The following is a 26928-nucleotide window of genomic DNA, read 5'->3' on the forward strand; positions in this document are numbered from 1 at the left end:
GACAGCACCGCCGGCCGCTGCGGCTCTTCGAACCGCCGCCACCGAGAGCGCTCGCGGGTCGTAGCCTGTCGACCCATGGTCTTTCGAAGTACGTGCTTGACCTATCTTGAACATCCAATCCAGCTTACGTACGATCCGGCGCATGACGTGCACCAGGCTCCTCCGGTGGATTCTTCCCCTGGTCGTGCTGGCGTTCGTCCAAGACGCGGGCGCGGATTTTCGATCCGGCGTCGAGGCGTATCGGCGGGGCGATGACGCGACGGCGTTACAGGAATTCTGGCCGCTCGCCGAACAGGGCCATGCAGGCGCCGAGTTCAGCCTCGGAGTCCTCTATGCCAACGGCCGGGGGGTGCCGCGCGACCTCCGCCAGGCGGCCGCCTGGTACCGGCGAGCCGCGGAGCACGGCCACCCGCTGGCGCAATGCAACCTCGGCGCGTTGTACGAGCTCGGCGAAGGCGTGGAGCAAAGCGATACCGAGGCGGTGCGGTGGTATCGTCTTGCGGCGGAGCACGGCAACGCCGGAGGACAAAACAACCTCGCCCGCCTGTACGAATTGGGGCGCGGCGTCCCACAGGATCTCCATCAGGCGGCGATCTGGTACCGGCGCTCGGCCGAGCAGGGAGACCCGCATGCGCAGTCGAACCTGGCCCGCCTCTACTACGAAGGCAGGGGCGTGCCGCAGGACGACGTGGCCGCACACATGTGGTGGAGCTTGTCGGCCGCACGCGGCTCGCGTCAGGCCGTGCTGATGCGGGACCGGGTCGTCCAACGGATGTCGCTCGCCCAGATCAACGAAGCGCAGCGCCGCGCCCACGACTGGGCTCCCACCCATTAGTATTGGATCGATACTCCTAGAATTGGATCGATACTCCGCTGTTGCCCGGCTGCGCCCGATAGAAGCGCCACAACGCCTCTCACCACGCATTCCGTACGAGGCGGGCTGACACTCCCTCGTCGTCATCCCTCGACAGGCTGAACCGATTTCCTCCGATAGTGGGCTGAGGCTCCACGACGGCACAATCAGGCACCCCTAGGGAAGGCTCTTTAGGGAATGGTGCGCCTAGCCCGCATGATCCATGAGCGCTTCTCCTCGAACCGACGAGACGTGCTGCGACGAGCTTGGGTGCGGGCTTCACGCACCCAAGCGCCTGGTGGGGCGGCGGTTGCGTCACGGACCGCCATGAATCGTGCAGGCTGGGAAGGAGGGCAGGCGATGGTCAGGGCGCCGCGATGAGTCGTGGACCGTCGAACGAGAAGACGCGTAACCGGTGGCGGCTTTGGGCCTTCGCCGTGTTCAGCCTGCTCTCCTGGATCGACCCGGCGCTCGGACAGACGACGGTGAACCTTCAGCAGTACGACTTGGCGTTTTCCAAGGGCATCTTCAAGTTCAACCAGGGGAAATACGACGAAGCGCAGCTCCTATTCACCCAGGCCCTGGATGCCAAGCCCGGGGACCCCGAGGCCGGGTACTACCTCGGTCAGTCGCTGATTCGGTCGCGGAACTACTCGGGAGCCGAGCAGACCTTCCGGCGCTTCGTCGAGGCCGATCCTTCCTTCGCCCGGGCCCGTCTCGGCTTGGCGATGGCCCAGTACTATCAAGGGAAGCACCAGGAGGCGTTGGCCAATCTGGTTGCGGCGCAGGCGCAGTTGCCGAACGACCCGCTCGTCTACTACTTCCAAGGCCTCGCGCACATCCGGCTCGGCGCGTATGAGCAGGCGGAGGCGCCGCTGACAAAAGCGATGCAGCTCAGTCCCGACCTGGCCCCCGAGGGACACTACCACCGAGGCATCGCGCTCTACGGCCAAGGACGCGCAGAGGAGGCGAAAAGCGAGTTCGAGGCCGCCATCGCGGCGGAGCCCTCCTCGTCGGTCGCCCAGTCCTCCCGTCAATACTTGGCCCTGATCCGGGACGGCGCGGCGGCGGGAGAGCGCCGGGGCCTGGACCCGACCCAACCGCGACCCGCGCTGCCCCCCGCGGAGCTGAAGCGCTGGGATCTCCTGCTCACGATCAGCCCGCAGTACGACACCAACGTCGTGCTGCTGCCGCTCGGCGTGCAACCCCCGGGAGGCACGACCGGCATTTCGCGCAAGGACGACTATCGGACGGTCTTCACGCTGCGTGGCGAGTACCGGCCGCTACAGACCGAGACCTGGACCGTGGGGACCGCCTATGGCTTCTATCAGAGCTTTCACCGGGAGCTCGATGCGTTCGATGTGCAGAATCACACCCCCGCGCTGTACATCCAGCACCGGTACGGCCGCCTGCAATCTCGCGTCGACTACCTATTCGACTACGTGACGGTCGGCCGGGAGCCCTTCCTGGTCTCGAACGCCGTCCGCCCAGTATTTACGGTCCGCGAAGGGACGAGTTGGTTCACGCAGGTGCAACTGGGCTATCAATACAAGGATTTCAAGGAGGATCGCTTCGCGCTGAACTCGACACGCGACGGCATCAATTGGCTGTTCGGCGTCACGCAGTTCTTCCACTTCGCCGAGAACGCCGGGGTGGCGCGCATCGGGTACATCTTCGACACCGACCGGACCGGCGGGGAAGGCCAGCCGATTGCCCGGGTCGCGAGCCACGCCGACTGGTCCTACAAAGGGCACCGCCTGTCTTCAGGAGTCCGCCTTCCTCCGATATGGACGCTCACCCCGGACTTGACCTTCGACTATTACCGCCAAAACTACGACAACCCGAACTCCTTTTCGCCCGACGGACGAACGGTCCGACAAGACGATATCTTCATCGTCACCGCGGGTGTCTCCCGCGCGCTGACCACGAACCTCATCGTCGGGCTTCAGTACAGCTACACCCGGGACAAATCGAACGTCCCGGTGTTCGATTACGAACGCAACGTCTTTTCCCTCACGCTGACCGGTAGCTTCTGATGACGCCGCTTCTGTTCGCCCGCACACTGGCCGTCTTGTGCACCGTCCTCCTGGCGGTCCCGGCGCAAGGACGGGACGTGGCCCGCAGCCCGGTGGGCACCGTCACCGCCCTCGAGGGGAATGCGTATGTCGCCCGTGAGCAGGAGCCCAAGCCGGTCCCGCTGGCCGTCCAAGCGCCCGTTCAGCGGTACGACGTCATCGAGACCCAGGCGCAGTCCCGCCTGCGCGTCTTGCTTCGCGACAACACCCTCGTGACGATGGCCCAGAACACCCGGCTCGCGCTGGCGGGCAGCCATGACCTGGCCGTCCGGCTCGACCGAGGGACGATTCGCGCCGCGATCGACGGGGAGGTGAAGGGCAGCGCGGTCTTGGAAGTATCGACGCCGACCGCGCGGATCGAGGCCCAAGACGCGTATTTCACCGTCTGGGTCGAAGAGGACGTTCCGGCGCTTGCGCGCGACCCGGGACCGGCGGTCATCACGGCACTCGAGACACCGCCGCCGGCTCCTGTTCCTCCCCCCATTCAACAACCAGGGCGCACGGGGGTCGCGAATTTCGGTCAGTTCGGCCGGGTGCTGATGACGACGGCAGGCGGGGACACGATCGTCGTCGAGCCCGGTCAATTTGCTCTTGCCTCGTCGCAGGCGGCGCCTCTTCCTCCGGCGCCGATCGGATCGCCGCCCCCGTTCGTCATTGCCGAACAGGTCCGTGCCACGGACTTGAAGGAATCGCCGAAACGGGAGACATCGAAGGAAACGCTGCAACTGGTCGGTGGGGCCGGTGAGACGGTGCCCCCTCCGACCGGGGAAGCGTCGGCGTTCATTCAGCCGCCCATCGTCGGTGTGCAGATCCAGTCGAGGCAGGCGACGATGACGCCTCCTGCCGTGATCTCCGGCGCGGCGCCGGAAGCCCTCATCTCCGGCACGCCAGCCGCGCCCCCTGCGCCACCACCGGCCCCACGACCGACCCCGCCTCCGGCGCCTCGGCCGGTTCCTCCTCCGGCCCCACGGCCGACGCCACCACCGCCGGCGCCGCCGCCCGCGCCGCCGCCGGCACCGCCGCCCGCGCCGCCGCCGGCACCACCGCCCGCGCCGCCGCCGGCACCACCGCCCGCGCCGCCGCCGGCACCACCGCCCGCGCCGCCGCCGGCACCACCACCCGCGCCGCCGCCGGCACCACCGCCCGCGCCGCCGCCGGCACCACCACCCGCGCCGCCGCCGGCACCGCCGCCCGCGCCGCCGCCGGCACCACCACCGGAGCCTCCTCCGGTGCCGGTACCGCTCCCTCCACCTCCGCCGCCTCCGGGCGGTCCGGGGCCGAACCCCGGCCCGCCGCCCCCTCCGCCTCCACCGGCGGAGTTGGAGCAGGGGTTGTTGAAGGGCTTGTTCAAGAAGTAGAGGAAGTAGGTGTAAAGGGGTATACCGCAAGAGGTAGGTGTTCAAGAACAGGAAGTAGGCGAGAAAGAGAACGTCAGCAGGGAAGGAGGAGGACGATGCCAGGAGCAACCGCCACAGGACCGTCTCGCTGGAGCGCAGCGCGGATCTGTCTCCTCGTTCTCGTCGTCGCGATCAGTTGGCCGGCCGCCTTACCGGCGGGAGCGTCGGTGCAAGCGGTCAGCACCGTCGAGCTGATCGCCGCGTGCCAGCCGCAACAGGGCCGGCAGAAGTTCGGCTGTTATGAAGACGGCTTCTTGGCCCTCGTCAAGACGGCCGGGGCCGGGACGGCGATGGATGTGCTCGTCGTGGCCGGTGCGTTCGACCGCGATGTTCAACGGGACGGGCACGTCTTTGCGCACGCAATCGGGATCGCCGCGTATGAGACGCTCAAGGACCCGGTCCGCGCGTTCCGTCACTGCTCGGAGGTATTTCAATCGGGTTGTTACCATGGAGCGATCCAGGCCTATCTCGAAGATGTCCTCGATCCCTCGCTGGCCGCCGACGCGGACCGGCTCAACGCTGTCTGTCGGCCGTACCGCGAGAACCCAAACAGTCATTGGCTGCTGTTTCAGTGCCTTCACGCTCTGGGCCACGGGCTCACCGGTTTCTATGACCACGATCTCCCGAGGGCCCTCGGCGCTTGCGACCTCCTCAGCGAGGAATGGGACCGCCATAGCTGCTACGGCGGGGCGTTCATGGAAAACGTCGTGTACGGGACGAACACTCAGCACCCGAGCCATTTCAACACGCACCCCACCTCCACGAGGCGCGATCCCGCAGGCTCGTCCTTCGTGCCCGTCAAGGCCGATGATCCTCTCCACCCCTGTTCGGTCCTCGACGAGCGCTACGCGGCGGACTGTTATCAGATGCAGACCTCCATCATCCTGTATCACAATCACGGCGACATCGGAGGCGCCGCGCGGACCTGCGACGGAGCCCCGGTCGCGATGCGCCATGCCTGTTATCAGAGCTTGGGCCGGGACATCAGCTCCTACACGCTGCAGCAGCCCGCTGAATCGATTCGGCTCTGCTCGCTCGGCTCACCCGCCTATCAACCGTGGTGCTATGTCGGGCTGGTGAAGAACTTCATCGATGTGACGGCCCGAGCGGAGAGCGGGCTGTCGTTCTGTCCATTGGTCCCCGGTCGCGCGAATCAGGCCAAATGCTACGAGGCGATCGGGGAGGAGCTGTGGGCGTTGATGTCATCGGACGGCGCCCGGGCTGCCGTGTGCGAGCGGCTCGACCACGATGCGCGGCAGGCGTGCCGGTTCGGCGCCAGGCTGACGGACGAACCGCCGCAAGGGCTGCCGATGGCGGAAGGCCCCCATCAATGAGCGGCGCGCCTGACGCGCAGCCGCTCGCAGGAGAGATCCATGCAATCACGATCCATCATCGAACGCGGTCTTCTCGGTCTCGTCCTCGTCGTGGCGGTCTTGTCCAGTGTCTCGTGCGTCGCACGGACGCGGTATCTCACCGTCCGGATCCCACAGGTGCCGCCCGCGGAGGCGGCGCCGTTACCGCTGCATGCCGCACTCGTGTTGCCCGATGCCATTCGCACGGCCAATGAGCAGGAGCAGGTCAACTGCCCGTTCAGCACGACCTACTTCGTGTTCCAAACGGGGACCGGCTTTGAAAAGGGCGCGGTGCAGGCGCTCACGCAGTCGTTCTCCAAGGTGGACGTCTTGCGCGAGCGCCCGAAAGCCGGGCAGTTCGACCTCGTGATCGAACCGACGGCGCCGGACATCGAGCTGGAAGGCCATTGCGCCCTGTTCAGCGGAGAGAAACCCTCGCTCGATGCCCGGGCGACCGTCTCCGTCAACGTCCTGGACCGCAACGATCGCCCCTTGCTGGCGGCGAGCTTCACGTCCAACACCCATACGGAAGAGCGGGTACTGGACGGGGTCGGCAAGGCGATGACCGATCTGCTGCAGGCCATGGCCCATGGGCTGAGCACGGCCCCGAAGATCCTGTCGTACGCGGGGCAGCCGGTCAGCCAGCCTGCGGCGCAGGCGCCGGCTCCTTCGCCCCCGAGTCATCAACCCACACCCACACCCACTCCGTCCGGCGAGCGGCACGTGGACGTCCCCAAGCGGGCGCTGACGCCGTTGCCGATGGTTCCGACCACGGACGAAGCCAAAACCGCCTTGACGGGGGCCGGGTTTGCCGTCGGGTTCGGATACATCGTCACGGCGTACCATCTGGTGGCCGGGATGTCCTATTTGACGGTGTACCACCAGGATCGGGCGCTTCCGGCCGCGCTCGTGCTCCGCGATCGGTTGAGCGACGTCGCCTTGCTCAAGGTGGACGACGGGTCGGGAGCACAAGGCTTGGGAGGATTGCGGCTGGCGGAGTCCGGGAAGGTCAAGACAGGGGAGCGGGTCTGGGTGTGCGATCTGGCGGCCGGGGGGGGCGGCGACAAGCCCGTCTGGCGGGAAGGACGGGTACGGAGCTACCCTGGGAATGCCACGCCCGATCCGCGGCTGTTGCCGCTCTCACTCACCAACGGCATTCAGTACAGCGGCGGTCCGGTGCTGAACGAACAGGGCGAAGTCGTCGGGATCACGATTACGCCGGCGGACGCCGAGCAAATGTTTCCGCAGTTGAGCCAGTTGGCGAGCGACGGCGCCGTGGCCGTGCGAATCCAGTACGCGAAGTGGCTCCTGTCGATGCTACCCGAGTCGGAATTCATCCTCCCGGCGCCCGCGCCGCGCTCGTTGCCGGTCTCGACGTTGATCGAAAACGCCCGGCCGCAGGTCGTCGTGCTCAAATCGGCGGCCCGGGAGGTGCTGCGATGATCAGCGGAGCGTGAGGCTCTCGGCCGCGTTCGCGGCCTGGAAGGCTTGGACGAACCGGTCGACGTACTGACTCACCGTCCGGCGCATGTCCTGCGCGTCGAACGGCGTCATCACGCCCATGGCGTGGACCGACCAGGTCGGGGCAAAGGTCGAGGTCGACGGGGCACGGGTGAGGATGACCGTTTGGTTGAGGCTGACCTCGAGCACGTAGGAGGACGCGGGCGCCGTGTGCAGCAGGCTCAAGCGGACGTAGAGATACGGAAAGCCGGGTTGCCCCAGCCGCTCCTGTCCGTGCAAGACCCGGATCCCCGCCGTCTCCAATTGGGCTTCCACATCGGCCTTCAAGGCGTCGCTCGTGAGCGGGCCGTCATCGAGCGCTTCGACCACGACCTCGACGCCCGTCAACTCCCGCAGCGTGTCGCGTTTGCCCTCTCCCACGAGGATGGGCTCGCGGTCGGGCTCGGCCCCGACGGGCAAGCCGAGGAGGAGCAGGAGGCCGAGCTGAGCCAGCACGAGATGAAACAGGGGCCTTCGCCGTCGGATCATCAGGACCTCCCTCAACGTCCACATTGCAAGGGAAGCGAGTATAGCATGGCCGTCCCGGAGGTGATGTCGGTGGCTGAGGAACGGCGAGCATCGTCCAGCCGTGGGCCGGGGAGAGCGGCGACGGCGGCATGACGCGTGCTGAGGCCGCACGAGTGGCCCGCTGGCTGGCCGACATCCTGGACGCGCGGATACGGGTCCCGGGAACCGACATCCGCGTGGGGATCGATCCGCTCATCGGGCTGGTGCCGGGGCTCGGCGACGCCCTCGCCTCCGTCCTCGGGTCGCTGCTCCTCGTGCTGGCGGTGCACTGCCGGGTCCCGCGCATCGTCCTGGTACGCATGGCCAGCCACATCCTGCTCAATGGGGCGCTCGGCGCCGTTCCGGTGCTCGGCGACCTGTTTTCCGTCTGGTTCAAGAGCAATCTCCGCAACGCCGAGCTTCTCGAGCGCCATGTAGCCGTCGAGCGTGCGTCCACGGTCGGTGACTGGCTGTTCGTGATCGGCCTGGTCGTCGTCATGCTCGCGCTTCTCGCCGGCGTCGTCGTCGGGCTGATCTGGGTGATCGCCGCGCTCTGGCGATTCGTCGGCTGACGGGCCGGCTCATCCCGAGTCGAACGCCCAGATGAGGCCGAGAAGGACGAGGTGCTGGGCGGCTGCGAGCCGGGGCATGCCGTCGGAGCGAAGACCGTCGTGGAAGAAGCCGCCCTCGGATCCCGTCGAATGATCGTACCGGTGCTCCAAGCGCACGATCGCGAGGTGTCGCCCCAGGTGCTTCTTGTATTCCAGTGTCGTCGTCGTCGCCCAGATGATCTGTTCCGCCTGCGTCATCCGGCCTTGGGGATCCCAATAGAATTCCGGCCGCACGGCGACGCTCCAGGGGCCCGTGAGATGCCGCTGCGTAAACAGCGCCGCGCCCATCCAGACGGCGCGAGGCGCGCCGGGTCTGTCCGCCACCTGCTCCGTCCCCACGTCATACGAGAGCGCGATACGCGAGAGCGGCGTGCGCCACTCGATCGTGGAGTCGGAAAAGGCCCGCCAGAATTTGATCGCGGTGGCCTGTTGGTCGGGCCCGTAGTAGAGGTTCTCGTAGAGGGTGATCCGCCTGGCCGCGCGCCATTCCATCTTCGCCACGTAGCTCGGGAGATCGTTGGCATGTGAGAGGTGCTGGTACTCGTTCACGACGTACAGGCCCAATTCGAACGACTTGGTGAAGGGATAGGAGGCCCCGAAGCCGATCAGGAAATTCGGGTTGTAATCGGTGAGATAGGCCCGCGTGTAATTGAAATTGTACTTCGCGTAGAACTCCTCGTACGTCTTCGTGCCCTTGAAGAGCCCGCCCGTGAACGTGAGGCCGCGGCCGATCGGGGCCAGGTAGCTGACGTTGGCGCGGGCGACGTGACGCAGCGTGTCGGCCCCGTCGATGGGCTGCGGGCCTCCGGGTCTGGGATCAGGGACCAGGTTGCGCGTGTCGTACCCGGCTTGAAAGGCCAATTCGACGCCCCACCGTGACGGCTCGGTCGGGTCTTTGCGCAGGTAGACGAGCCCCATGTTCGGGGCGGGCTCATTGGTCCGCGGGGTGGTTTGCTTGCTCCGCCATTGATGGTTCTCCGGGAAGTTGAAGTTCAACGGATAGGCGGCGTCCGCAAACCCGCCGTATTGCCAGGTGTCGACGGCCTGGACCTCGACGGGCGCCATGAGCAGGCACAGCCCGAGGAGAGCGGGAGGGCCGCTGATCCACCGTTCAGTTCCCACTGCCTTGCTCGCGATGCAGGGGGCCCGCCGCACGTCGCCGGCGCGTCCCGCTAGAAATCGACCTCGATCTTGTTGATGACCCGCTCGACGCCGGCGATGGCGCCCGCTTCCTTCTCGGCGTGCACCTTGCTTTCGTGGTCGTCCGCCATCCCGCTCAAATACACGACCCCGTGCTCGACGTTGGCGTCCACGCGGCTGAGATTCAGCTCCTCGGAGGCGAGGAGCACCGAGTTGACCAGTCGCGCGAGCGCGTCGTCGGACCGTTGCCGATCACTGAGACACCCGGAGGGTCCCGCAGGGACCGTCAAGACCACCACGATCAGCAGGAAGGAGGGAACACGGCGAGAAGGTTCAGGTTGAGGCTGAGGTTGAGGGTGAGGGTGAAGAGAAACGAGATCTCCCTTCGAGGATTGAACCATTCGTCTCGATCTGCATATGCGTGGCTTTCCCCTCAACCTGAACCTCAGCCTCAACCTTCCCCTGTCCCCATGCCTACTGCGCTTTGGGAACGATCGAGATCCCGCCGCTCTTCTCGAGCACGGCGTACTTGATTTGGTCCATTCGCTCCAACCCTTGGAGCTCGCGCGCGGCGGCGAGGATGTCCTGATGATCCACGCGAGCTTTGTCCATGAGCTCTTGACGCGGCCGACCCTCCTCGACCAGGACCACCGGAAGCCCGTCGAACCACCGCTCCAGGGACGGGAACTGCTGCTTGACGAGGGAGAGAAAGATATCGAGCCCCACGAGCGTCAGGACGACCAGGAGGCCGTTGGTAATGGAAAAGTCGTTCCCGATCATCGCATTTTGCGTGGCCTCGCTGATGATCAGGAGGAGGATGAAGTCGAAGTTGGTCATTTCGGTGAGCGTGCGACGGCCGGCGATGCGAAAGACCACCAACAAAAAGCCGTACACGACCAGGGCACGGAGCACTGCGTCCATAGTCCGATCCTCCGCTTAGAGTGTGTCCGTATGATCCTCCCGGGCGAAGGCGGTGCGGGCAGAGCACGGCCTCCTACGGCCAGACGAAATGAGTGACGACGAGCGGGGTGCCCTCATCCACTCCAACCCGCCCGGTGACGACGCCGATCGTCTGGAATTGACCCGACAACTTCACCGTGACGGGCCGTCCCCGGTCTCCTCCATGAGTGAAGATGAACGCGCGGCCGTTCGCTCGAGCTTCGCCGCGAAGCGGCGGCGGTGAGACCCCGGCAAAGTCGAGCACGTCGAGGTAGGTCTGATCGAACCACAGGCCGAACTCTCGGGCCGTAGGGCCCGGATCCACGGTGATGACGAATTCCACACTGCTTTGGTAGCGGGCCAGCCGATCGTATTCGATGGCCAGACGTCGGTCGGCCGTCTCAACCGTGGCTCTCGTGAGCGGACTGTGGCCGAACAGGCCGGCAAGCGCGGCAAGCAGGATGAGTCCGATCACCACCCATCCGATGCGCTGCCACCGCCAACTGCGATATTGAAACTCGAGATCCTGCTCGATCTCTAAACGCGGCGTTGATGCGGGCGGCGATCGCGTGGAGGTGGCCTTGCTCATCGCGTGCTCTCAGACTGCGGGGCCGGTGCCGGGGCCGGCGGGATCGGCCGGGGTTGCGGGGCCGGCACCGGCGACGGCGGTAACGGTTCGGGCGGCGGGGCCGGCACCGGCGCGGGTGGGATGGGCCGCGGTTGCTCGGTGGGTTGCGCAATCACCGTGAGAGTGAGCGCTCCTGCGAAGAGCGCCCATGTGCCCACGAAGAGGAGCAACCGCGGCCGCCTCTCCATCCCGATCGTGCTTATGACGCCGTCCTGCGGACGTCTCGGACCGCCTGACTTTGCATCTCCAATCCCGGCTCCTCGACCACCCCGAAGGCGCCGCCTCCTGCCGCCGCGCCGAGCGTCAAGAGGGCGAGCAGGAAGAGCCACCATGCGGCCGACCCGATTCGATCCACCGCGGTATTCGCCATGCTGACCGACTGTTCCTTGACGTTCTCGACCGTCCTCTGGATGGGACCGATCAAGCCGATCGTCGAGTGCACCACTTCCTCGGCCTGGGCCCGACTCATCCCGAGCTTGTTGACCATGACGTTGATCGCCGCATCCCGGTCGAGCGCGGCGAGCTTTTCCCGGATTTCACGGAGCGCCGAATCGGAGACCTCGCCGATCGGCTTGCCCGACTGGGCTTGATTCGTGATCTGCCCGGCCTCTTCCCGGATCTGGCCGGGTTGCAACTCCTTCTTGCCGGTGGCCTGGAGCACCGATTCGACCTGGCGCCGCACGTCCTCCATCGACAGGTTGACGTTGGTCGATTGCGCCAGCCGTGCGACCGTGGATCCGACGCCCTGACTCAACGACTGGATCGCCGATCCGAACACGTTGAAGACGCCGCCGATCATGAAGGACATCGCGGTCGTGGCGAGCCAGGCAAAGACCAGCCAGTTGAAGCCCCACACGACCGCGCCGTGATAGAGGCCGTCGCCGCGGTCGGTCGCACCGGCCATCCGGGCCGCCACGTAGCCGCCGATGAAGGCCGCGACGAGCATCGAGATTCCGCTCCACACGGCCGTGCCGATGGGGATGCTCCGTGCCGCGTCCGTGTCTTGGACATCGACCGACCAGGCCCCGATGGCCAAGCCGAGCAGGGTGAGCATCATCTGCACCGCGACGCCGACCACGAAGCCGGCGAAGATGGCGCCCCATCTGATGCGTGCTCCGCCGAATGACCACTGCTGGACGGTTCGCTCGAGTTCCATGAAAGCCTCCTTACTGCACCTCGTTTGCGACGAGGGTGTTGCCAGTGACCTGTTCTGCTCATAGTTCCATGCGCCTTCGCGTTGCAATCACCGAGCCAATTCCGTGGAGCCGGACGTTCATTGGACTCCTCAAAAAACCAGAGACCGAGCCCAAGGGAGACCTCGATGTAGGCCTTCTTGGTTCGTTGTAGGTGGAGGAAGCGGCCATGACTCTGTCAGCCAGGCGCGCGGCCCGAGGCGGGCGAGCACTGTGTTCTGGCGGGGGACACGCCGTCCAACGGAGCGAGCGCTGATTGCGCCGCACAGCCCCCTTTGTTAGGCTCGGCGACGTGATCAGCCCGAGACAAGGATAGGCTGCCGGAGCAAGAGCACCGATGAAGGACCGCGAGACGGGTCGTCCCGCCAGCGCACGAGGGCGCCGCCGCTCGGCCAAGGCCGGGTTACCGCCGGGGACGCTGATCTATATCGGCGAGCGGGGCGCCGAGCGCGTCCGGCTGACCATGCTCCGCTACGCCGAGGACCTGTTCGAAGAGCAGGAGGTCAAGAGCGTCGAGGACTTCCTGTCGGTGTGCCGCACGTCGCCGCCCGGAACGGTCACATGGCTCGATGTCGGCGGCATCCATGACGTCGGTGTGGTCGAGGCCTTGGGCCAGGGCTTCCAGCTTCATCCGTTGTTGCTGGAAGACATCGTCAACACCGAGCAGCGCCCGAAGCGCGAGGACTACGGCGGCTATCTCTACGTGGTCGTCAAGATGTTGTCTACGGATGCGAGCCGTACGCGTATCCAGGCCGAGCAGGTCAGCCTCGTCGTCGTCGGTACGGTCCTGCTCTCCTTTCAAGAGAACGGGACGGACGTGTTCGCCCCGATCCGCGAGCGGCTTCGGACCGGCAAGGGGCGCGCGAGGAGCTTCGGCGTCGATTATCTCCTCTATTCCCTCATCGATGCGATCGTCGACAATTACTTCGCGGTGCTGGAAGTGTTGGGCGAGCGGATCGAGGGCGTGGAGGACGCGCTCCTGGAGGCCCCCACCCCGCACAGCATCCGGGACCTCTATGCGCTGCGGCGCGAGCTGCTCTTCGTGCGCCGGGCGGTCTGGCCGCTCCGGGAGGTGCTGAGCGGCTTGGAGCGCGGCGATGCGGGCGTGATCACCCCCGCGACGCGCCTGTATCTGCGTGACGTCTATGACCACAGCGTGCAGGTCATCGATACGCTCGAGACGCTCCGAGAGACGGTCGCCGAGATGCTCGACGTCTACCTCTCGAGCGTCAGCAACCGGATGACGGGCGTGATGAAGGTCCTGACGATCATCACCACGATCTTCATGCCGCTCTCGTTCCTCGCCGGCCTGTACGGTATGAATTTCCCCTGGATGCCGGGGCTGCACGAGCCGTGGGGCTATCCGCTCGTGCTCGGTTCGATGTTCTTGGTAGCCCTGCTGATGATCCTCGTGTTCCGCAAGAAGCGGTGGCTGTAGGCGTCCTCCCTTCCCCGGATGCTCCTCCCACACCGACGGCGTACGCGGACGGGCTGTCCGAGCAGGGACAAGCTGCATCCAGTGACCGGGAGACCGGTCCGCTGCTTATGTAGCGTCGCTTAGCGAAGTCTCTCGGCGACCGGCGGAGACAAGGCGTCCCGTCCACCACTCGCGTCCACGCCATCCTGCGGCGCATCACCGCTGAATATGCCGTCGTCGGGCCCTCGCGCGATGGAGAGAGCGCGGCCCACCGCTTGCTTTCTTCCTCGCCGCGGCCACCGGATTTACGTGGCCGGAAGGAGGCATGAGTATGTGGTACACACGCATGGCCGGCGGCGCACTGCTGGTGCTCGCTGCGGCCGTCGGCGTTCAAGGCCTGCCCGTGAGCCCCGCTCACGCCGCCGACGGCGGCTATCTGTTCGACGACGTCGATCCCGGTCGGTTCTCGATCGGCGGTCGCGCGACCTGGTTCGATCCGAACGACGGCGACTCACGGTGGTTCGGCGGGGCTCAAGCTCGGCTCTATCTGTTCAAGGGCTTTGCGATCGAAGGGTCGGTGGACTATCGGCGGAACGATTTCGACGGGACCCGGGTCCATACGTACCCGGTCCAAGTCTCGGGGCTCATCTATCTCCTGCCCGGGAAGCGGTTGACGCCGTTCGTGCTCGGCGGCGGCGGCTGGTACTACACGACCGTCAAGGGCCCGGGCGGATTCGAGGACACCCAGAACCGCTTCGGGCTCCATGCGGGCGGCGGGTTGCAATTCTGGCTCACGAACTCGGTGTCCATCGATGGGACCTATCGCTACGTCTGGCTGGAGGACGTGAATTCACGGGATCGAAACATCAAGGACAAGGACTTCCGCGACAGCGGCCAGATGGTGACGATCGGGCTCAACTTCCACTTCTAGCCGTCTCGGGCCACCGTGTGATTCCTGGCGCGGCTCCGGTGACATTCACACCGGCCGCGCGGCTCCGCGTATTGCGCACGGCGCGAGCGGCCGGACCGGATCCGGAATCGGGCGGGCGAACGGTCCTCGGCCGTCGAGGGGGCCGGTGGTTGCGGCCTCCGCTCGACGGCCCCGGCTCGGCGCTGTACAATCGCGCGATGCACTGGCTGTGTTTCGTGTGGCTGGTGCTGGTCCCCGGTCTCGCGCTCGGCGCTCAGGAGGATCAGGCCAAGCACCTCTACGATCGGGTGATGGAAGAGTTCCATCGCCAGGACTACCCCGCCGCGCTCGCCGGCTTCCGACTGTTCCTGGAGCTGCACGGCGAGAGCCCGCTTGCTTCCAGCGCACAATATTGGATCGGCGAATGCGAGCTGCGACTCGGGCGCTATCATGAGGCCGTCCGCTCGTTCGAGCGCGTTCTCGATCGGTATCCGCGCAGTCCGAAGCTGGCCGCCGCGACCCTGAAGAAGGCGCTGGCCTACGACAAGCTCGGCATGGCGAACGAGTCGCGGATTCTACTCGAGCGGGTCATCATCCAGTTTCCGCACTCCCCTGAGGCGGACCTGGCGAGGAAAGCCCTCGGAAAGGGATAGAGTGATAGAGAGGTAGAGAGGTAGAGAGGTAGAGGGGAAGGGGAGTCTCCGACCCCTTATCCCTTAACCCTTTATCCCATATCCCTACGCTCTATTCCGGCGCTTCGATATCGAGGAGGGCGGCGAGCTCCGGGATGGTGTACGCCTTCTTGGCAGACAGCCGGACGAGGTCGATCCCGGCGGCCTTGAGAGTCTCTTCCACCAGCTTGTTGCGCGCCTGGCGCTGCGGCGAATCGGGCGAGCCGTCGAGCTCCACGACTTTGACGACCGTGAGTGTCCCGGGATGCACCAGGACGAAGTCGACGCGCTTGAGCGCGATCTGGGCGAGAAAGGCCTGGCGCGCCTGCGGCCGGTGCGCCTGCACGTCGACCAGGCACCAGAGCGGAATCTGCGCAAACAGCAGATAGTCGTCCTGGACCGCCAGCGTCAGCACGTTATAGAGCTGGGCCTCTTCGGGGGTCATGAGCGGTTGCGCCGTGATCGTCACGCCGACGGGGATGGATGGGGCGGCCGCCTTGCGAGCGGACAGGGCGGTGAGCAAGATCGTCAGCCACCAGATCAGCAGCACCGTGAGGAGGCCGCCCAAGGCGATCGCGATGGGTGCCGCGTAGTCGAAGAGCAGGGTCACCAGATCGTTCCTTCGCGCCCGGGCGTGATGCTGCCGAGGACGACCGGCCGTTTCGCTCCGGTCACGGCCGGCAGGTTGGCGGGTTCGCCTTGGGCGCTCTGATAGGCAAAGACGGCAAAGGCGATCGCTTCGAACGACTTGCTGGCCCAGCCGAGGTCTTCGAAGCGTGTGACGGGCGTGGGGGCGAAGACTTGGGCGAGGTCCTCCATCAGCGTGCGATTGTTCACACCGCCGCCGCCGACGATGACCTCGTCGACCGGCCCGCGAAGCCACCGGCGCGCGCTGCCGATCGTGACGGCGGTGAGCATCGAGCAGGTGGCCAGGAGGTCCGCGGCGGAGCGCCGACGCCCGGCTTTGACGACCCGGGCCACAAAGGACTCACCGAAGTCCTCGCGTCCGGTCGTCTTCGGCGGGCGAGCCTTGAGGAAGGGGTGAGCCAGCAGTCGGGTGAGGAGGGTGAGATCCGCCTGTCCCCGTGCGGCGAGGCGGCCATCGCGGTCCATGGCCCTGCGGCCGTGGCTGAGGCGCTGGACCAGTGCGTCCAACACCATGTTGCCCGGGCCCGTGTCGAAGGCGCGCACGGCCTGCAGGCTGCCGCCCGCGGGAAGATAAGTGACGTTCCCGATCCCCCCGAGGTTGACGACCAAGCGGTGACGGCGTGGATGTCGAAAGAGGAGGTAGTGGGCGTACGGGGTGAGGGGAGCGCCCTGTCCTCCGGCTGCCACGTCGCGGGTGCGAAAGTCCGCGATCGTCGTGATGCCGGTCCGCTCGGCGATCACGGCGGGGGAGCCGATCTGAAGCGTGGAGCGGATCGCTCCGAGGCCCGGCTCGCGGACCGCCCGGGGCAGGTGGTGGACCGTTTGCCCGTGAGAGCCGATGAGCGCGATCTGCGCCGGCCTGAGCCCGCCTTCCCGGATGACCCGTAACGCGGCTCGTGCAAACCATTCGCCCAGGACCGCGTTCAGGTGGCAGAGCTCCGCCACACTTCCGGCGATCGAGGCGGCGAGCACACGCTGCCTCAGGCGTGACGGATACGGCAGCGTGGACGACGCGAGCGGGCGGACGCGAAGGGTGTGGCCGCTCCCCGCGATGCGGACGAGCGCCGCATCGACTCCGTCGGCCGACGTGCCGGACATCAGGCCGACGACGATCTTGGCCGGCATGCGCCTGCGGGGTCGGTGTAGGGTCGGCATACGGGGCGTTACGCTAGCCGAACTCCGTACGGCGGTCAAGGACGGATCAGGCCGGCGTCCGGTCCAAAGTTGCAGCGGCGTGCGTGCCCGTGCTCACGCCCTCGCGTTGACTTTCCTGCAACCAGTTTGTTACGGTCCCGCCCCATGCCCGGTCGCCCCTCGATGACGGCTGCAGCCGCTCTGTGCCTGTTCCTGCTCCTGGTGGCGGCGATCGGGAGCCGTGAGCGCGCCGAGGCGGCGGTCGAGGTGGTCGCGACCATTCCCGTGCTCAAGGATTTCGCCCAGCAGGTGGGCGGGGCGCACGTTCACGTCACCTCCTTGCTCACCGGGCTCGAAAGTGAGCACACCTATTCGCCCAAGCCGAGCGATGTCGTGGCCGTCCGGCACGCGCATCTCCTGCTCCAAGTCGGGCTGGGGCTCGAAGTGTGGGTCGATGCCCTGGTCAAGAATGCCGGGAACCGCACCCTCACGGTGGTGACGACGTCCAAGGGCATCGCGCTCATCCGGGATCACGAGCGCGAGGAGACGGCCGGTGTCCACGGCGATGAGGACCATCGGGCGGGGAATCCGCATGTCTGGCTGGATCCGGAAAACGCCAAGACGATGCTCCGCCATATCACCGAGGCGTTGAGCAAGGTCGATCCGGGCCATGCCGCCGAGTATCGAGACAACCAGGCCGCCTACCTGCGCGAGCTCGATCAGGTGCAGACCGACTTGATCGAGCGGGTGAAGCGGTTGCCCGATCGGCGGCTGATCGCCTACCATCCCGCCTGGCCGTATTTCGCACGGCGATTCGGCTTCACGATCGTCGAGCACATCGTCACCCAGGCCGGAGCGGAGCCGTCCGCGCACCATTTGCAACGGCTGGTCAAACGCATCCGCGCCGGCCGGCTCAAGGCCATCGTCTCGGAGCCGCAAATGAATCAGAAGGTGCCGGAGATGCTGGCGCGTGAAACGGGGATTCGGATCGTGGTGCTGAGCGCGCTCCCGGGCGGCCTTCCGGGAACCGAACGCTATCTCGATTTCCTTCGCTATAATGTGACGCAACTGATCGCCGCGCTCGACAGGCCCTAGCCGTGCCCGGACGGCCTCCGGCCCCGGCCGTCGAGGACACGATGGTTGCCTCAGACGCGATGTCTCATCCGATCATCAGATTTCAGCATGCGACGTTTGGCTTTTCCGGCGTGATCGCCCTCGAAGACATCACGTTGGATATCGCGGAAGGCGAATTCATCGGCGTGATCGGCCCGAACGGCTCCGGCAAGACCACCCTTTGCAAGGCCGTCCTCGGGCTCCTGCCCCCGCAGGAAGGCAGCCTCCGGATTTTCGACTGCGCATGCGAGAAGCTCCAGTGCCATCATCGGGCTCGGATCGGGTATCTCCCCCAGAAGGGCGTGCTCGACAAGAACTTCCCCATCACCGTGCTCGAGACCGTGATGATGGGGCGCTACGGTGTCCTGGGTCTATTCAAACGGCCGACCAAGGCGGACGAGGAGATCGCACGGGAAGCGCTGGCGCACGTCGGGATGAGCGAGCATCAGCACACGGCCCTCGGCCGTTTGTCGGGCGGACAGCAGCAACGGGTCTTCATCGCACGGGCCTTGGCCCAGCAGCCGCAAGTCCTCCTCCTGGACGAGCCGACGACCGGGATCGACATCGTCACGCAGCACAGCGTGCTCGACCTCATCCGGCGCCTGCATCATGATCTGGGTCTGACCGTCGTCCTCATCACGCACGACATCAACATGATCCGCGCCCATGTCGACCGCCTCGTGCTGTTGAAGACGAGATTGTGGGCCGCCGGTCCCCCCGAAGAGGTCCTGAAGCCGGAGATCTTGCGCCAGGTCTACGGGAAAGACCTCGTCATCACCGAGAAGGACCTGGTCATCGTCGAGGATTATCACCACCATCAGCATTAGTAGAGATAAGGGGTAGAGGGGTAAAGGGGTAGAGAGTGGGAAGTAAGAGACCCGGATGGTCATCGCCCCACTTATCCCTATACCCCTTCTATCCCTTATCGCTATTTGCCATGCTCGAGCTGCTCTCCTATGACTTCATGCAGCGCTCGCTGGTCGCGGCGGCGCTGGTCGGGGCGCTGTGCTCGGTCATCGGCGTATTCGTGGTGCTTCGCGGGCTCGCGTTTGCCGGTGCGGGTACGGCTCATGCGGCGTTTGCCGGGGTGTCGCTCGCCTATCTCGTGGGCTTGGCACCCTTGCCGTTGGCGATCCTGTTCGCCCTGGTCACGATCTGGGTGACCGGGATCATGGAGGAGCAGGGACGCATGAAGCTCGACGTCTCCATCGGGATTCTGTACACGGCCACGATGGCGTTGGCGATCCTGTTCATCGGGCTGATGAAAACCTACAACGCCGAAGTGTACGGCTATCTGTTCGGGAGCGTCCTGTCGGTCACGCCCGAGGAGTTGAACGGGATCCTCGGGCTGAGCTTGGCGGTGCTGGCCGTGATCTTCGTCTTCTCGAAGGAGCTGTATTTCATCGCCTTCGATCAGGAGATGGCCGAAGCGAGCGGCGTGCCGGCCCGCAAGGTCTACTACCTGCTCCTGACCTTGGTCGCGCTCACCATGGTGGTCTCGCTCAAAACCGTCGGCGCCATCCTCGTCTTTGCGATGGTCCTCATCCCCGCCTCCACGGCCTACCAATTGACCCACAGCCTCAAGCACATGACCCTGTACGCCGTCGTCATCGGCACGAGCTGCGCGGTCCTCGGCGTCTTGATCAGCTACGCCTGGGATGTGCCCACGGGCCCGGCGATCGTCCTGCTGGCGACCGTGGTGTTCTTCGTCTCCGTGCTCGTCTCGCCGAAGCGGATGGGGCGGGTCTCAGTCTAAGTTAGAAACTGCTTGGAAAGGAATTGCCTTTGTCCTGAAGTCTCGCACATCCAACGCCGCATTCTTCATAAACGCTAGGTCGAGGACTTGGACGAGACGAGAACGCAGCTCGGGAAGGGGTGCGTCTTGGCGCGCCGGGGCGGGCGGGTGAAAGGGGAGCATTTCAGCAGCCGCTACCGCTACTCTAGTCGAGCCTGCTGGGTGCGCGCCCACACCATCCCCGTCTGCTCCTTGGCGCTGAATCCCAGCTTTTCGTAAAAGGCCGGTGAGCGGGTGCAGAGCCAGAACAGCTCGACCCTTTGCAGGTCGGGGTGGGCCAGGATGCGTTGCATGATGTGGGTGCCGATATCCTGTCCCTGATACTCCTTGTCCACGATCACGTCCCAGATCGACGCACGATAGACGTAGTCGGTGAGCACCCGGCCGAAGCCGACGAGTTTCTGGCCGTCCCAGGCCGTGATCACGATGTCGGTGTGCTGGAGCATGTCACGCGCGCCCTGGATCGTCCGGCTTTGCGCCCAGGGCGCTTGTGCGTAGAGGCGCATCAGCGCGGCGGGATCGAGGTCTTTCCCGTCCGAAAAGGTAATCATGGTCTTGAGCGCGCCGCCTCCCTTGTATTATGTATAGCGAGCTTCGTCTCAGCCTGTGGGGAATGAAAAGGAATGCAGATGACCAAGGTGAAGAGCTGTCCCCGGTGTTTCAAGTTGATGTGGTTGAAAGACGACGACCTCGAATACGTGGATGAGAATACCGTCCGCACCAAGTGTCCGCACTGCCACGCGCTGGTTCGGCTCAAGCTCGTGATCCAAGGAGACCGAGCGACCGGCCCCAAGATGGGGCACTGAGAGCCGTCAGCATTCCGCGATCAGCGTCCGCCGCCCTTTGCACGGCCGAGAGCTGAGCTTCCCTTCACAGGCCCTTTCCCGCCCCTTCGAGCTCCGGCTGATTGCCGGGCATGATCTTGTGCAGCGTGGCCCGGTACTCGACCAACCGTTTCGATTCCGCGGGTGTGACCGTGATCGTCTTGTCCCGCTGCATCGCTTCCAGCAAGTCGAGGATCGCCAGGAGCGGCTGCACCGCCGCCAGCAGCTTGCCGGCTTCGAAGGCTTCGAGGGACTCGACGAAATGGTCCGTCAGCCGGCGGTAGGCCGACTTGGCGCTCTGCTCGCGAAACCGTGACACGGCTTTTTCATACCCCTCCACGGCTTCCACCGTCGGCTTGAAGCCGCTGGGGACCGTCGCAAGATGGACGACGGCGGGCAGCTTCGCCCCGTAGACCTTCAGAGCGGAGATGAGGCTCCCCAGGATGTCCAAGACCTCGCTGATCATCATGGTAGGCGAGTGAGATACCGCGTGTACACCCATCTGTCAAGCGGGAGCGGTCGCCGCCCGGAGCGCCTCGATGATCGCCTGGAAGTCCGACGGCGGTGCTACGGTGAACTCGAGAGGCCGGCCCGTACCGGGATGCTGAAACCCAAGCGTCCGCGCATGGAGCATGACGCGCGGGATCGCGAGGCCGTCGAGCTCTTTGACCTTTCGGCCCCCGTAGGTGGAATCGCCCAGAAGCGGGTGCCCGAGTGCGGTGAGGTGCACGCGAATTTGATGGGTGCGGCCGGTCAGCGGCAGGAGAAGGAGATGGGCGGCGAGCTTCCCGAACCGCTCCTTGACGAGATAGGCCGTGGCTGAGGCCTTCGGCTTCGCGGTGCGTGCGGAAAACTTTTTTCGTTCCTTGGTGTCCCGTCCGATCGCTAGGTCGATGCGCCCTTCGGGTTTCTTTGGTACCCCCCAGGTCAAGGCTTCATAGGCCCGGCCGATCGTGTGCTGCTTGAATTGAGCGGCCAGCGCACGGTGGGCCTGGTCGGTCTTGGCGATGACCATGACGCCGGAGGTCTCCTTGTCGAGGCGGTGGACCAATCCCGGCCGTTCTTTGCCGCCGATCGAAGACAGGGCGCCGGTGTCGCGAAAATGATGGAGCAGGGCGTTGACGAGGGTGCCGCTCCAGTGGCCGGGGGCCGGATGGACCACGAGGCCGGCCGGTTTGTTGAGCACGAGCACGGCGGCGTCCTCGTACAGCACCTCGAGCGGGATCGGCTCCGGACGTAAGTCGAGCGGCTCGGGCCGCGGAACGTCCATCGCAATCTGGTCCCCGGGGCGGATCTTATAACTGGGTTTGACGGGCGCCCCGTTGATCGTGATGCGTCCTTGCTCGATCAACCGCTGGAGAGCGGATCGGGACAGCGTTGGGTCCCGATTGGCGAGAAAGAGATCCAACCGCTTGGGCGCTTCACCGGGGGTGACGATCAGCTCGGTCGGCATGGTCGTCGTCAAAAAAGATACTCGTCGCTTGGTGCATCTGAGCCTGGGCCTGGTGCATCCGCACCACCACCTCGCGGGTCTCGATGCACCCGGCTTTCACGCTACCGCATAAGTAGGCACCCGTTCAATGGATTTTCCGTGAGTGGTCCGGTGGTCCTCGCCTTGCAGACGTACCTGCGCTGAGGGCAACGAACGCCAACGAAGGAGGGGACTATGGCTTGGCTGGTCAGTGAACGGGCGGTGGAGGGGCGTGTGTTGATCGTCGACGATGAGGAGCAAATCCGAAAGGTCGTCGGGACGACGCTGCGCAAAGCCGGCTACGACGTCGAGGAGGCGGAAGATGGCGCCCGTGCGATCGAGGTGCTCAACAGCGGGGCCAACCCGATGATGGTCGATTGCATCATCTGCGACATCCGCATGCCGCGAATCAACGGCACGGAAGCGATCAAGTATTTCCGAACGCAGTACCCGTCCGTTCCGATCCTCGTCTTGACCGCCTACCCGGATTTTCAGTTGGCGACGTCGCTGCTGAAAGAAGGGATTCTGGACTATCTCGTCAAGCCGGTCGAGCGCGACCGATTGCTTGCCGCCGTGAAGAACGCCATGGACAAACGCACCCTGTTCACGACATGACGCCGGGCGTTGGGGACGGCGGCTGTGCACGGCCGCCGTCCGGTCTCGCCATGGACACCAGTGGACCGATCAAGGTGTTGATTCTCGGCGGGGGCCGCGGAGGCCGGGCCCTGATCGATCTCTTCACCCGAAGCTCGGGCGTCGAGGTCGTCGGCGTGGCCGACGCCAACCCCAATGCCGTGGGCGTGCAGTTGGCGCGGCGCCTCAATATTCCGACGGCGAGCAGCGTGGCCGAATTGATCGCGCGGGACGGGGCGAACCTGATCGTCGATGTGACGGGCGACCCCGCCGTCGGCGAGCACGTGGCGGCCCGAGCACGTCCCGACGTCGAGTTGTTGGGTGGGACCGCGGCCCGTTTGCTGTGGACGCTCCTGCAGGATGAGCAGGAGCTGCGAGCCCAGCTTCAGCAGGCGGACAAGCTCGCCACGCTCGGGACCTTCGCCGCTCAGGTCGCGCACGATCTGAAGAATCCGCTGTACTGCATCCGCGAGTTCGCCCGGTTCATCGAAGAAGAAAAGGATCTGGCCCGCATCAAAGAATACTCGGCCGAGATTCTCAAAGCGGACGCGTACCTGACCTCGATCGTCGACCACTTGGCCGGGTACGCGCGCATGAACGAGACCGGCGAGGTGGAGCCGGTCGGGGTGTCGGACGCACTGGATCAAGCCGTGAAGATGTGCCGCTACGCGTCGGTCGGCGACGACGTCGAGGTGGTCCGACACTATGAGCCGGTGCCGCCCCTGACCGCGGACCCCAACGAGCTCTTGCAGATCTTCGTCAACCTCGTCACCAACGCCATGCAAGCGATGAACGGCACGGGCCGGCTGACGCTGACGGTGCAACGCGAGGAGCGCGAGATCCTGATCCGGGTACAGGACACCGGTCCGGGGATCTCCTCCGAGCATCTGCCCAGACTGTTCACGGCGTTCTTCACGACGAAACCCCGCGGCGTCGGCACGGGCTTGGGGCTGACCATCGTCCAGGCCCTGACGCACAAATACGGGGGACGCGTGTCGGTGGAGAGCGAGGCGGGCAAGGGCGCCTCGTTCCTCCTTTGGTTTCCGCTGCCGCCGGCATAGGCGAGGCATGAGCACCGGGCGAACGCGATCGCGGTGGGGACTGCGCGGGAAGCTCATCACCGCCATGCTCATGGTCGGGGCCGTGCCGCTCGTGGCCGGCATGAGCCTGGCGCTGATCCAGGGGACCCGCGAGCTGCACGAGATGGCGGGGGTCAACTTTGCGAGCTTGGCGGGGGAAGCCGCCCGCACCGTCGACCTCGTCTTCGCCGATGAGTTGACCCGGACCGCCCGCATCGCCCGGGCGCCGCTGGTGGCGACCGCGTTGGAAGGTGTGCGTGCGCGGCAGCGCGCTCGGGCCGAGCCGGACCAGGCGGCGATCGAGGCGGAACAACGATGGGCGGCGGGCGATCGCGCCGTAATCAGCGCCGTCACCGAGGGGGCTGTGGCCGAGTTCCTTCGGCAGCAAATTGCACAGCCGGAGGGGGCCAACGGCCAGATCGTGCCCGCGGCCAGCCGGGCGGCCACGAAGGCGTTGTTCATCACGGATGCTCATGGGGTCGTGCGGGCGAGCACCACCGAGCAGGTGGCCTATCGGCACGATCATGAACCGTGGTGGGAGGCCGCCTTTGACGGGGGCGTCGGCCGGCCCTACCTCAGCAGCGTCGTTTTTGATCGGCAACTGAACCTCTACACCTTCCACCTGTCGATGCCGGTCATGGACTCGATCGGGTATCGCGCGATCGGCGTCCTGCACCGAGTGTTCGAGGCGCGCGAATACCTCGGTCCATCCGTCTTCCCGATTCGATTCGGGAAGACCGGCCACGTCATGCTCCTCGACAGCGACGGCACGATCATCGCCTGTCCCATTCTGGCGACGGGCACACGGCTGGCGGACCCGGATCTCGTGATGCACGTGACGGGCCGGCAGGCCGGATGGGTCAAGGCCGACAGTGATGGACACGGCGGCCTAGGCGTGGCGATCATCGGGTTTTCCCCGCTGCCGGGGACCAACGCCGTCACCCGTGGGCCGATGGGGAAGACATGGCACACGTTCGTGTGGCAGGCCTCCGAGGAGTTGTCGGCGCCGACCCACCATTTCGTCGCATGGCTGGCCGGGTTCGGGACCGTCGCAGCCGGCTTGTTGGCGGTGCTCGGCTACCTGGCCTCCGGCCGGATCGTCGGTCCGATCCGGCAGCTCCAGCGCGCGGCCGCCTTGATCGGGAAGGGAGAGCTGACGCAGCCGATCGTGGTGCGGACCGGAGACGAGCTGGAGGTACTGGCCGACGAGATGAATCGGATGAAGGCCCAACTCGAGCGGGCGTTCTCGGGCTTGACGGACACCGTCGAACAAAAGAGCCAGGAAGTCCGCTCCCTGCAAGCGATGAATCAGCAGATCGTCGAGAGCGTCCCGACCCCGATCGTGCTGGTCGAGCCGGACGGGCGGATACGGCATGCCAATCGAGCGGCGCGGATCGCCTTCGCGGAGGGCGGGGAAATCGCGGGGAGCCGGCTGGACGAGGGCCTGGGGGTGGATAGACAGACGGCGGCCCGGCTGCGCGCGGACACCGGGCCGCGGGAGCCCGCGGCCGGCGGCTGCCGGCCCGGCGCGCGCGATCCCTTGTCGCCGCCCGAGGTGCGGATGCTGGACGAGGGTCGAGGCGAGGTGCGCATCCGCCGGCGGGTGTATCGCTACGAGTCCTTTCGCCTCGGTGCGAGTCAGGACGAGGGGCCGTCGATCGGCCTGGTCTTTCGCGACGTGACGGAGGAGCGACGTCTGGAGGAGCAGGTGGTCCAGGCGGAGAAATTCTCCGGCCTTGCCCGGATGACCGCCGGGTTGGGGCATGAGCTGAACAACCCGCTGTACGGGATCATCGGGCTGGCCGAAGCGATTGCCGAAGAGTCGAATACGGCACGGGTGAAAGCCTATGCGCAGGACGTCGCGCTGAAGGCCAACCGCATCGCGCAGGTGCTCAAGGAGGTCACGGGGCAGGCGCTGCACACGGAAGATTGTGCAGGGCCCCTCGATTGTAACGTGCTGATCGAGGAGCTGGTCGCCGCCTACCGCAGCGGCGGATCCGGTTCCGGCGTCGACGTGCATCTCGACCTCGGCCCGATCCCTCCCATCGAGGGAAGGCCGGGGCAGCTCCGGCAAGCGCTGAAGAATGTTCTGACGAACGCCGTGCAGGCGATGAATGGGCGCGGGGTGCTCCGGGTCGCCACGAGTAACGGCCAGGGTCGGATTGCAATCTCCGTGGCGGATTCGGGCTGCGGTATTCCGCAGCCGTACATGGCGCACGTGTTCGACCCGTTTTTTACGACCAAGCGCCAGGGCGAAGGGCGAGGGCTTGGGTTGACGGTGGCGAGACGTCTCGTCGAAGCGCTCGGCGGCTCCATTGAGATCGAGTCGGAAGAGGGGCGAGGGACGACCGTGACGATCAGTCTTCCCATCGGGGAGGCGGCGGCAGGGGACCTACGATGAGAGAGGGACGGCTTGCCGGCATGGGCCTGCTCGGTCTGCTCGGCGTCGCGATGCTGGTTGCCGCCGGCCGGCCGGTTGGGCCACCCGGCATCCCGGCGGAGACGGTCGCGGAGTATGTGCATGCCGTGATAGAGGCCGACCGGGCCATCTACACCAAGCATGTGGTCGACCGGTTGCAGGACAAGGGGATCGTTGTGGCCACCGAAAATTGGGAAGCGCAAAACGGGCTGCCGCTTCCGGCGCAATTCTTGATCGATGCGGCTCGGCTCGTCGCCAAGAAGGAGAACGGGGTTCGGTACCGGCTCATCAGTCTGTGGCCGATCTATGAGCGGAATGGGCCGGTGACGGAGTTCGAGCGGGCCGGACTCAATGCCGTCGCGAAGCAGCCGGCCGCCCCCTATACCGGGTACGTGGAGACCGGCGGCGGCCGGTTCTTTCAAGCCGTCTACGCTGATGTGGCGGTCGCCCCATCCTGTGTGGGCTGCCACAATGGGCACCCGAACAGCCCGCGCCGGGACTTCAAGGTCAACGATGTGATGGGCGGGATCGTGATCACGGTGCCGCTGCGGCGGTGAGCCGACGGCGGGGGACGGCATGGCAGGGTTCGCTCGGGACACTCGGCAGGTTCCGTCGCTGG

28 protein-coding genes are annotated in these 26928 nt (G+C 65.8%); 17 read left to right on the forward strand and 11 right to left on the reverse strand.

All coding sequences use genetic code 11. The annotated features are described in order from the left end of the window. Positions 1-142 precede the first annotated feature (142 nt). The 5 genes from ACWHYV_RS00800 to ACWHYV_RS00820 all read left to right on the forward strand — a co-directional run bounded on the left by ACWHYV_RS00800 (position 143) and on the right by ACWHYV_RS00820 (position 7120). The gene (locus ACWHYV_RS00800; protein ID WP_447978764.1) at positions 143-835 is read left to right on the forward strand and encodes a tetratricopeptide repeat protein; all 693 of its coding nucleotides are present in this window, start codon (positions 143-145) and stop codon (positions 833-835) included. Positions 836-1230: 395 nt separating this feature from the next. Continuing rightward, entirely contained in the window at positions 1231-2889 is a 1659-nt protein-coding gene (locus ACWHYV_RS00805; RefSeq protein WP_447978765.1) for a tetratricopeptide repeat protein, read from the forward strand. Then, a complete protein-coding gene (locus tag ACWHYV_RS00810) occupies positions 2889-4286 on the forward strand; it encodes a FecR domain-containing protein (RefSeq protein ID WP_447978766.1) in 1398 nt (465 codons plus the stop codon). Before ACWHYV_RS00805 ends, ACWHYV_RS00810 begins: the two co-directional genes overlap by 1 nt. A 95-nt stretch (positions 4287-4381) precedes the next feature. After that, complete coding sequence (locus tag ACWHYV_RS00815; RefSeq protein WP_447978767.1) at positions 4382-5659, forward strand: hypothetical protein; 1278 nt, start codon at positions 4382-4384, stop codon at positions 5657-5659. Between the two features lie 39 nt (positions 5660-5698). Further along, positions 5699-7120 carry a S1 family peptidase gene (locus tag ACWHYV_RS00820; RefSeq protein ID WP_447978768.1) on the forward strand — a complete coding sequence of 474 codons (1422 nt, stop codon included), beginning with the start codon at positions 5699-5701 and terminating at the stop codon, positions 7118-7120. Here the strand turns inward: ACWHYV_RS00820 and ACWHYV_RS00825 are convergent, their stop codons facing one another. Beyond that, complete coding sequence (locus ACWHYV_RS00825) at positions 7121-7666, reverse strand: hypothetical protein (protein ID WP_447978769.1); 546 nt, start codon at positions 7664-7666, stop codon at positions 7121-7123. It lies immediately after the preceding gene. A 128-nt stretch (positions 7667-7794) separates the two neighbouring features. Between ACWHYV_RS00825 and ACWHYV_RS00830 the strand changes: the two genes are divergently transcribed. Then, on the forward strand, positions 7795-8256 hold the full coding sequence (locus tag ACWHYV_RS00830; protein ID WP_447978770.1) for a DUF4112 domain-containing protein: 462 nt from the start codon (positions 7795-7797) through the stop codon (positions 8254-8256). A gap of 9 nt (positions 8257-8265) precedes the next feature. Here the strand turns inward: ACWHYV_RS00830 and ACWHYV_RS00835 are convergent, their stop codons facing one another. The 5 genes from ACWHYV_RS00835 to ACWHYV_RS00855 all read right to left on the reverse strand — a co-directional run bounded on the left by ACWHYV_RS00835 (position 8266) and on the right by ACWHYV_RS00855 (position 12158). Further along, entirely contained in the window at positions 8266-9417 is a 1152-nt protein-coding gene (locus ACWHYV_RS00835) for an outer membrane beta-barrel protein (protein ID WP_447978771.1), read from the reverse strand. Between the two features lie 50 nt (positions 9418-9467). Continuing rightward, on the reverse strand, positions 9468-9725 hold the full coding sequence (locus ACWHYV_RS00840) for a BON domain-containing protein (RefSeq protein WP_447978772.1): 258 nt from the start codon (positions 9723-9725) through the stop codon (positions 9468-9470). A gap of 184 nt (positions 9726-9909) precedes the next feature. Continuing rightward, positions 9910-10356: a DUF421 domain-containing protein gene (locus ACWHYV_RS00845; RefSeq protein ID WP_447978773.1), complete on the reverse strand. Its 447-nt coding sequence runs from the start codon at positions 10354-10356 to the stop codon at positions 9910-9912. Between the two features lie 73 nt (positions 10357-10429). Further along, positions 10430-10963 (reverse strand): hypothetical protein, encoded by a 534-nt coding sequence (locus ACWHYV_RS00850; RefSeq protein ID WP_447978774.1) that lies wholly within the window; start codon positions 10961-10963, stop codon positions 10430-10432. A gap of 238 nt (positions 10964-11201) precedes the next feature. Further along, on the reverse strand, positions 11202-12158 hold the full coding sequence (locus tag ACWHYV_RS00855) for a hypothetical protein (RefSeq protein ID WP_447978775.1): 957 nt from the start codon (positions 12156-12158) through the stop codon (positions 11202-11204). A 374-nt stretch (positions 12159-12532) separates the two neighbouring features. On the opposite strand from ACWHYV_RS00855, the gene corA reads away from it, so the two are divergent. The 3 genes from corA to ACWHYV_RS00870 all read left to right on the forward strand — a co-directional run bounded on the left by corA (position 12533) and on the right by ACWHYV_RS00870 (position 15175). Next, entirely contained in the window at positions 12533-13633 is a 1101-nt protein-coding gene (gene corA, locus ACWHYV_RS00860) for a magnesium/cobalt transporter CorA (RefSeq protein ID WP_447978776.1), read from the forward strand. A 310-nt stretch (positions 13634-13943) separates the two neighbouring features. Then, positions 13944-14543 carry an outer membrane protein gene (locus ACWHYV_RS00865; RefSeq protein ID WP_447978777.1) on the forward strand — a complete coding sequence of 200 codons (600 nt, stop codon included), beginning with the start codon at positions 13944-13946 and terminating at the stop codon, positions 14541-14543. A 38-nt stretch (positions 14544-14581) separates the two neighbouring features. Continuing rightward, positions 14582-15175 (forward strand): tetratricopeptide repeat protein, encoded by a 594-nt coding sequence (locus ACWHYV_RS00870; RefSeq protein WP_447978778.1) that lies wholly within the window; start codon positions 14582-14584, stop codon positions 15173-15175. A gap of 91 nt (positions 15176-15266) precedes the next feature. Here the strand turns inward: ACWHYV_RS00870 and ACWHYV_RS00875 are convergent, their stop codons facing one another. Continuing rightward, complete coding sequence (locus ACWHYV_RS00875; protein ID WP_447978779.1) at positions 15267-15803, reverse strand: DUF2726 domain-containing protein; 537 nt, start codon at positions 15801-15803, stop codon at positions 15267-15269. After that, entirely contained in the window at positions 15800-16966 is a 1167-nt protein-coding gene (locus tag ACWHYV_RS00880; RefSeq protein WP_447978780.1) for an anhydro-N-acetylmuramic acid kinase, read from the reverse strand. Before ACWHYV_RS00880 ends, ACWHYV_RS00875 begins: the two co-directional genes overlap by 4 nt. A gap of 192 nt (positions 16967-17158) precedes the next feature. On the opposite strand from ACWHYV_RS00880, the gene ACWHYV_RS00885 reads away from it, so the two are divergent. The 3 genes from ACWHYV_RS00885 to ACWHYV_RS00895 all read left to right on the forward strand — a co-directional run bounded on the left by ACWHYV_RS00885 (position 17159) and on the right by ACWHYV_RS00895 (position 19844). After that, positions 17159-18070 carry a metal ABC transporter substrate-binding protein gene (locus tag ACWHYV_RS00885; RefSeq protein ID WP_447978781.1) on the forward strand — a complete coding sequence of 304 codons (912 nt, stop codon included), beginning with the start codon at positions 17159-17161 and terminating at the stop codon, positions 18068-18070. Positions 18071-18111: 41 nt separating this feature from the next. Beyond that, entirely contained in the window at positions 18112-18915 is an 804-nt protein-coding gene (locus ACWHYV_RS00890; protein WP_447978782.1) for a metal ABC transporter ATP-binding protein, read from the forward strand. 110 nt (positions 18916-19025) lie between these two features. After that, complete coding sequence (locus ACWHYV_RS00895; protein WP_447978783.1) at positions 19026-19844, forward strand: metal ABC transporter permease; 819 nt, start codon at positions 19026-19028, stop codon at positions 19842-19844. Between the two features lie 179 nt (positions 19845-20023). Here the strand turns inward: ACWHYV_RS00895 and ACWHYV_RS00900 are convergent, their stop codons facing one another. Beyond that, positions 20024-20434 carry a GNAT family N-acetyltransferase gene (locus tag ACWHYV_RS00900; protein ID WP_447978784.1) on the reverse strand — a complete coding sequence of 137 codons (411 nt, stop codon included), beginning with the start codon at positions 20432-20434 and terminating at the stop codon, positions 20024-20026. Positions 20435-20512: 78 nt separating this feature from the next. On the opposite strand from ACWHYV_RS00900, the gene ACWHYV_RS00905 reads away from it, so the two are divergent. Further along, positions 20513-20689 (forward strand): hypothetical protein, encoded by a 177-nt coding sequence (locus tag ACWHYV_RS00905; protein ID WP_447978785.1) that lies wholly within the window; start codon positions 20513-20515, stop codon positions 20687-20689. Positions 20690-20753: 64 nt separating this feature from the next. On the opposite strand, the gene ACWHYV_RS00910 is transcribed toward ACWHYV_RS00905, so the two are convergent. Next, positions 20754-21176: a hypothetical protein gene (locus tag ACWHYV_RS00910; protein ID WP_447978786.1), complete on the reverse strand. Its 423-nt coding sequence runs from the start codon at positions 21174-21176 to the stop codon at positions 20754-20756. A 36-nt stretch (positions 21177-21212) separates the two neighbouring features. After that, a complete protein-coding gene (locus tag ACWHYV_RS00915; protein WP_447978787.1) occupies positions 21213-22160 on the reverse strand; it encodes an RluA family pseudouridine synthase in 948 nt (315 codons plus the stop codon). A 213-nt stretch (positions 22161-22373) separates the two neighbouring features. On the opposite strand from ACWHYV_RS00915, the gene ACWHYV_RS00920 reads away from it, so the two are divergent. From ACWHYV_RS00920 to ACWHYV_RS00935, 4 genes are read left to right on the forward strand one after another with little or no spacing between them, the layout of a single operon-like run. Beyond that, a complete protein-coding gene (locus tag ACWHYV_RS00920) occupies positions 22374-22793 on the forward strand; it encodes a response regulator (RefSeq protein ID WP_447978788.1) in 420 nt (139 codons plus the stop codon). Next, the gene (locus tag ACWHYV_RS00925; protein ID WP_447978789.1) at positions 22790-23872 is read left to right on the forward strand and encodes a sensor histidine kinase; all 1083 of its coding nucleotides are present in this window, start codon (positions 22790-22792) and stop codon (positions 23870-23872) included. Before ACWHYV_RS00920 ends, ACWHYV_RS00925 begins: the two co-directional genes overlap by 4 nt. Before the next feature lie 7 nt (positions 23873-23879). After that, complete coding sequence (locus ACWHYV_RS00930; protein ID WP_447978790.1) at positions 23880-26291, forward strand: ATP-binding protein; 2412 nt, start codon at positions 23880-23882, stop codon at positions 26289-26291. Continuing rightward, positions 26288-26866, forward strand: coding sequence for a Tll0287-like domain-containing protein (locus ACWHYV_RS00935; protein WP_447978791.1), 579 nt, complete (start codon positions 26288-26290; stop codon positions 26864-26866). The genes ACWHYV_RS00930 and ACWHYV_RS00935 overlap by 4 nt, the downstream gene beginning before the upstream one ends. Positions 26867-26928 lie beyond the last annotated feature (62 nt).

This window comes from Candidatus Nitrospira bockiana (genome assembly GCF_965152565.1).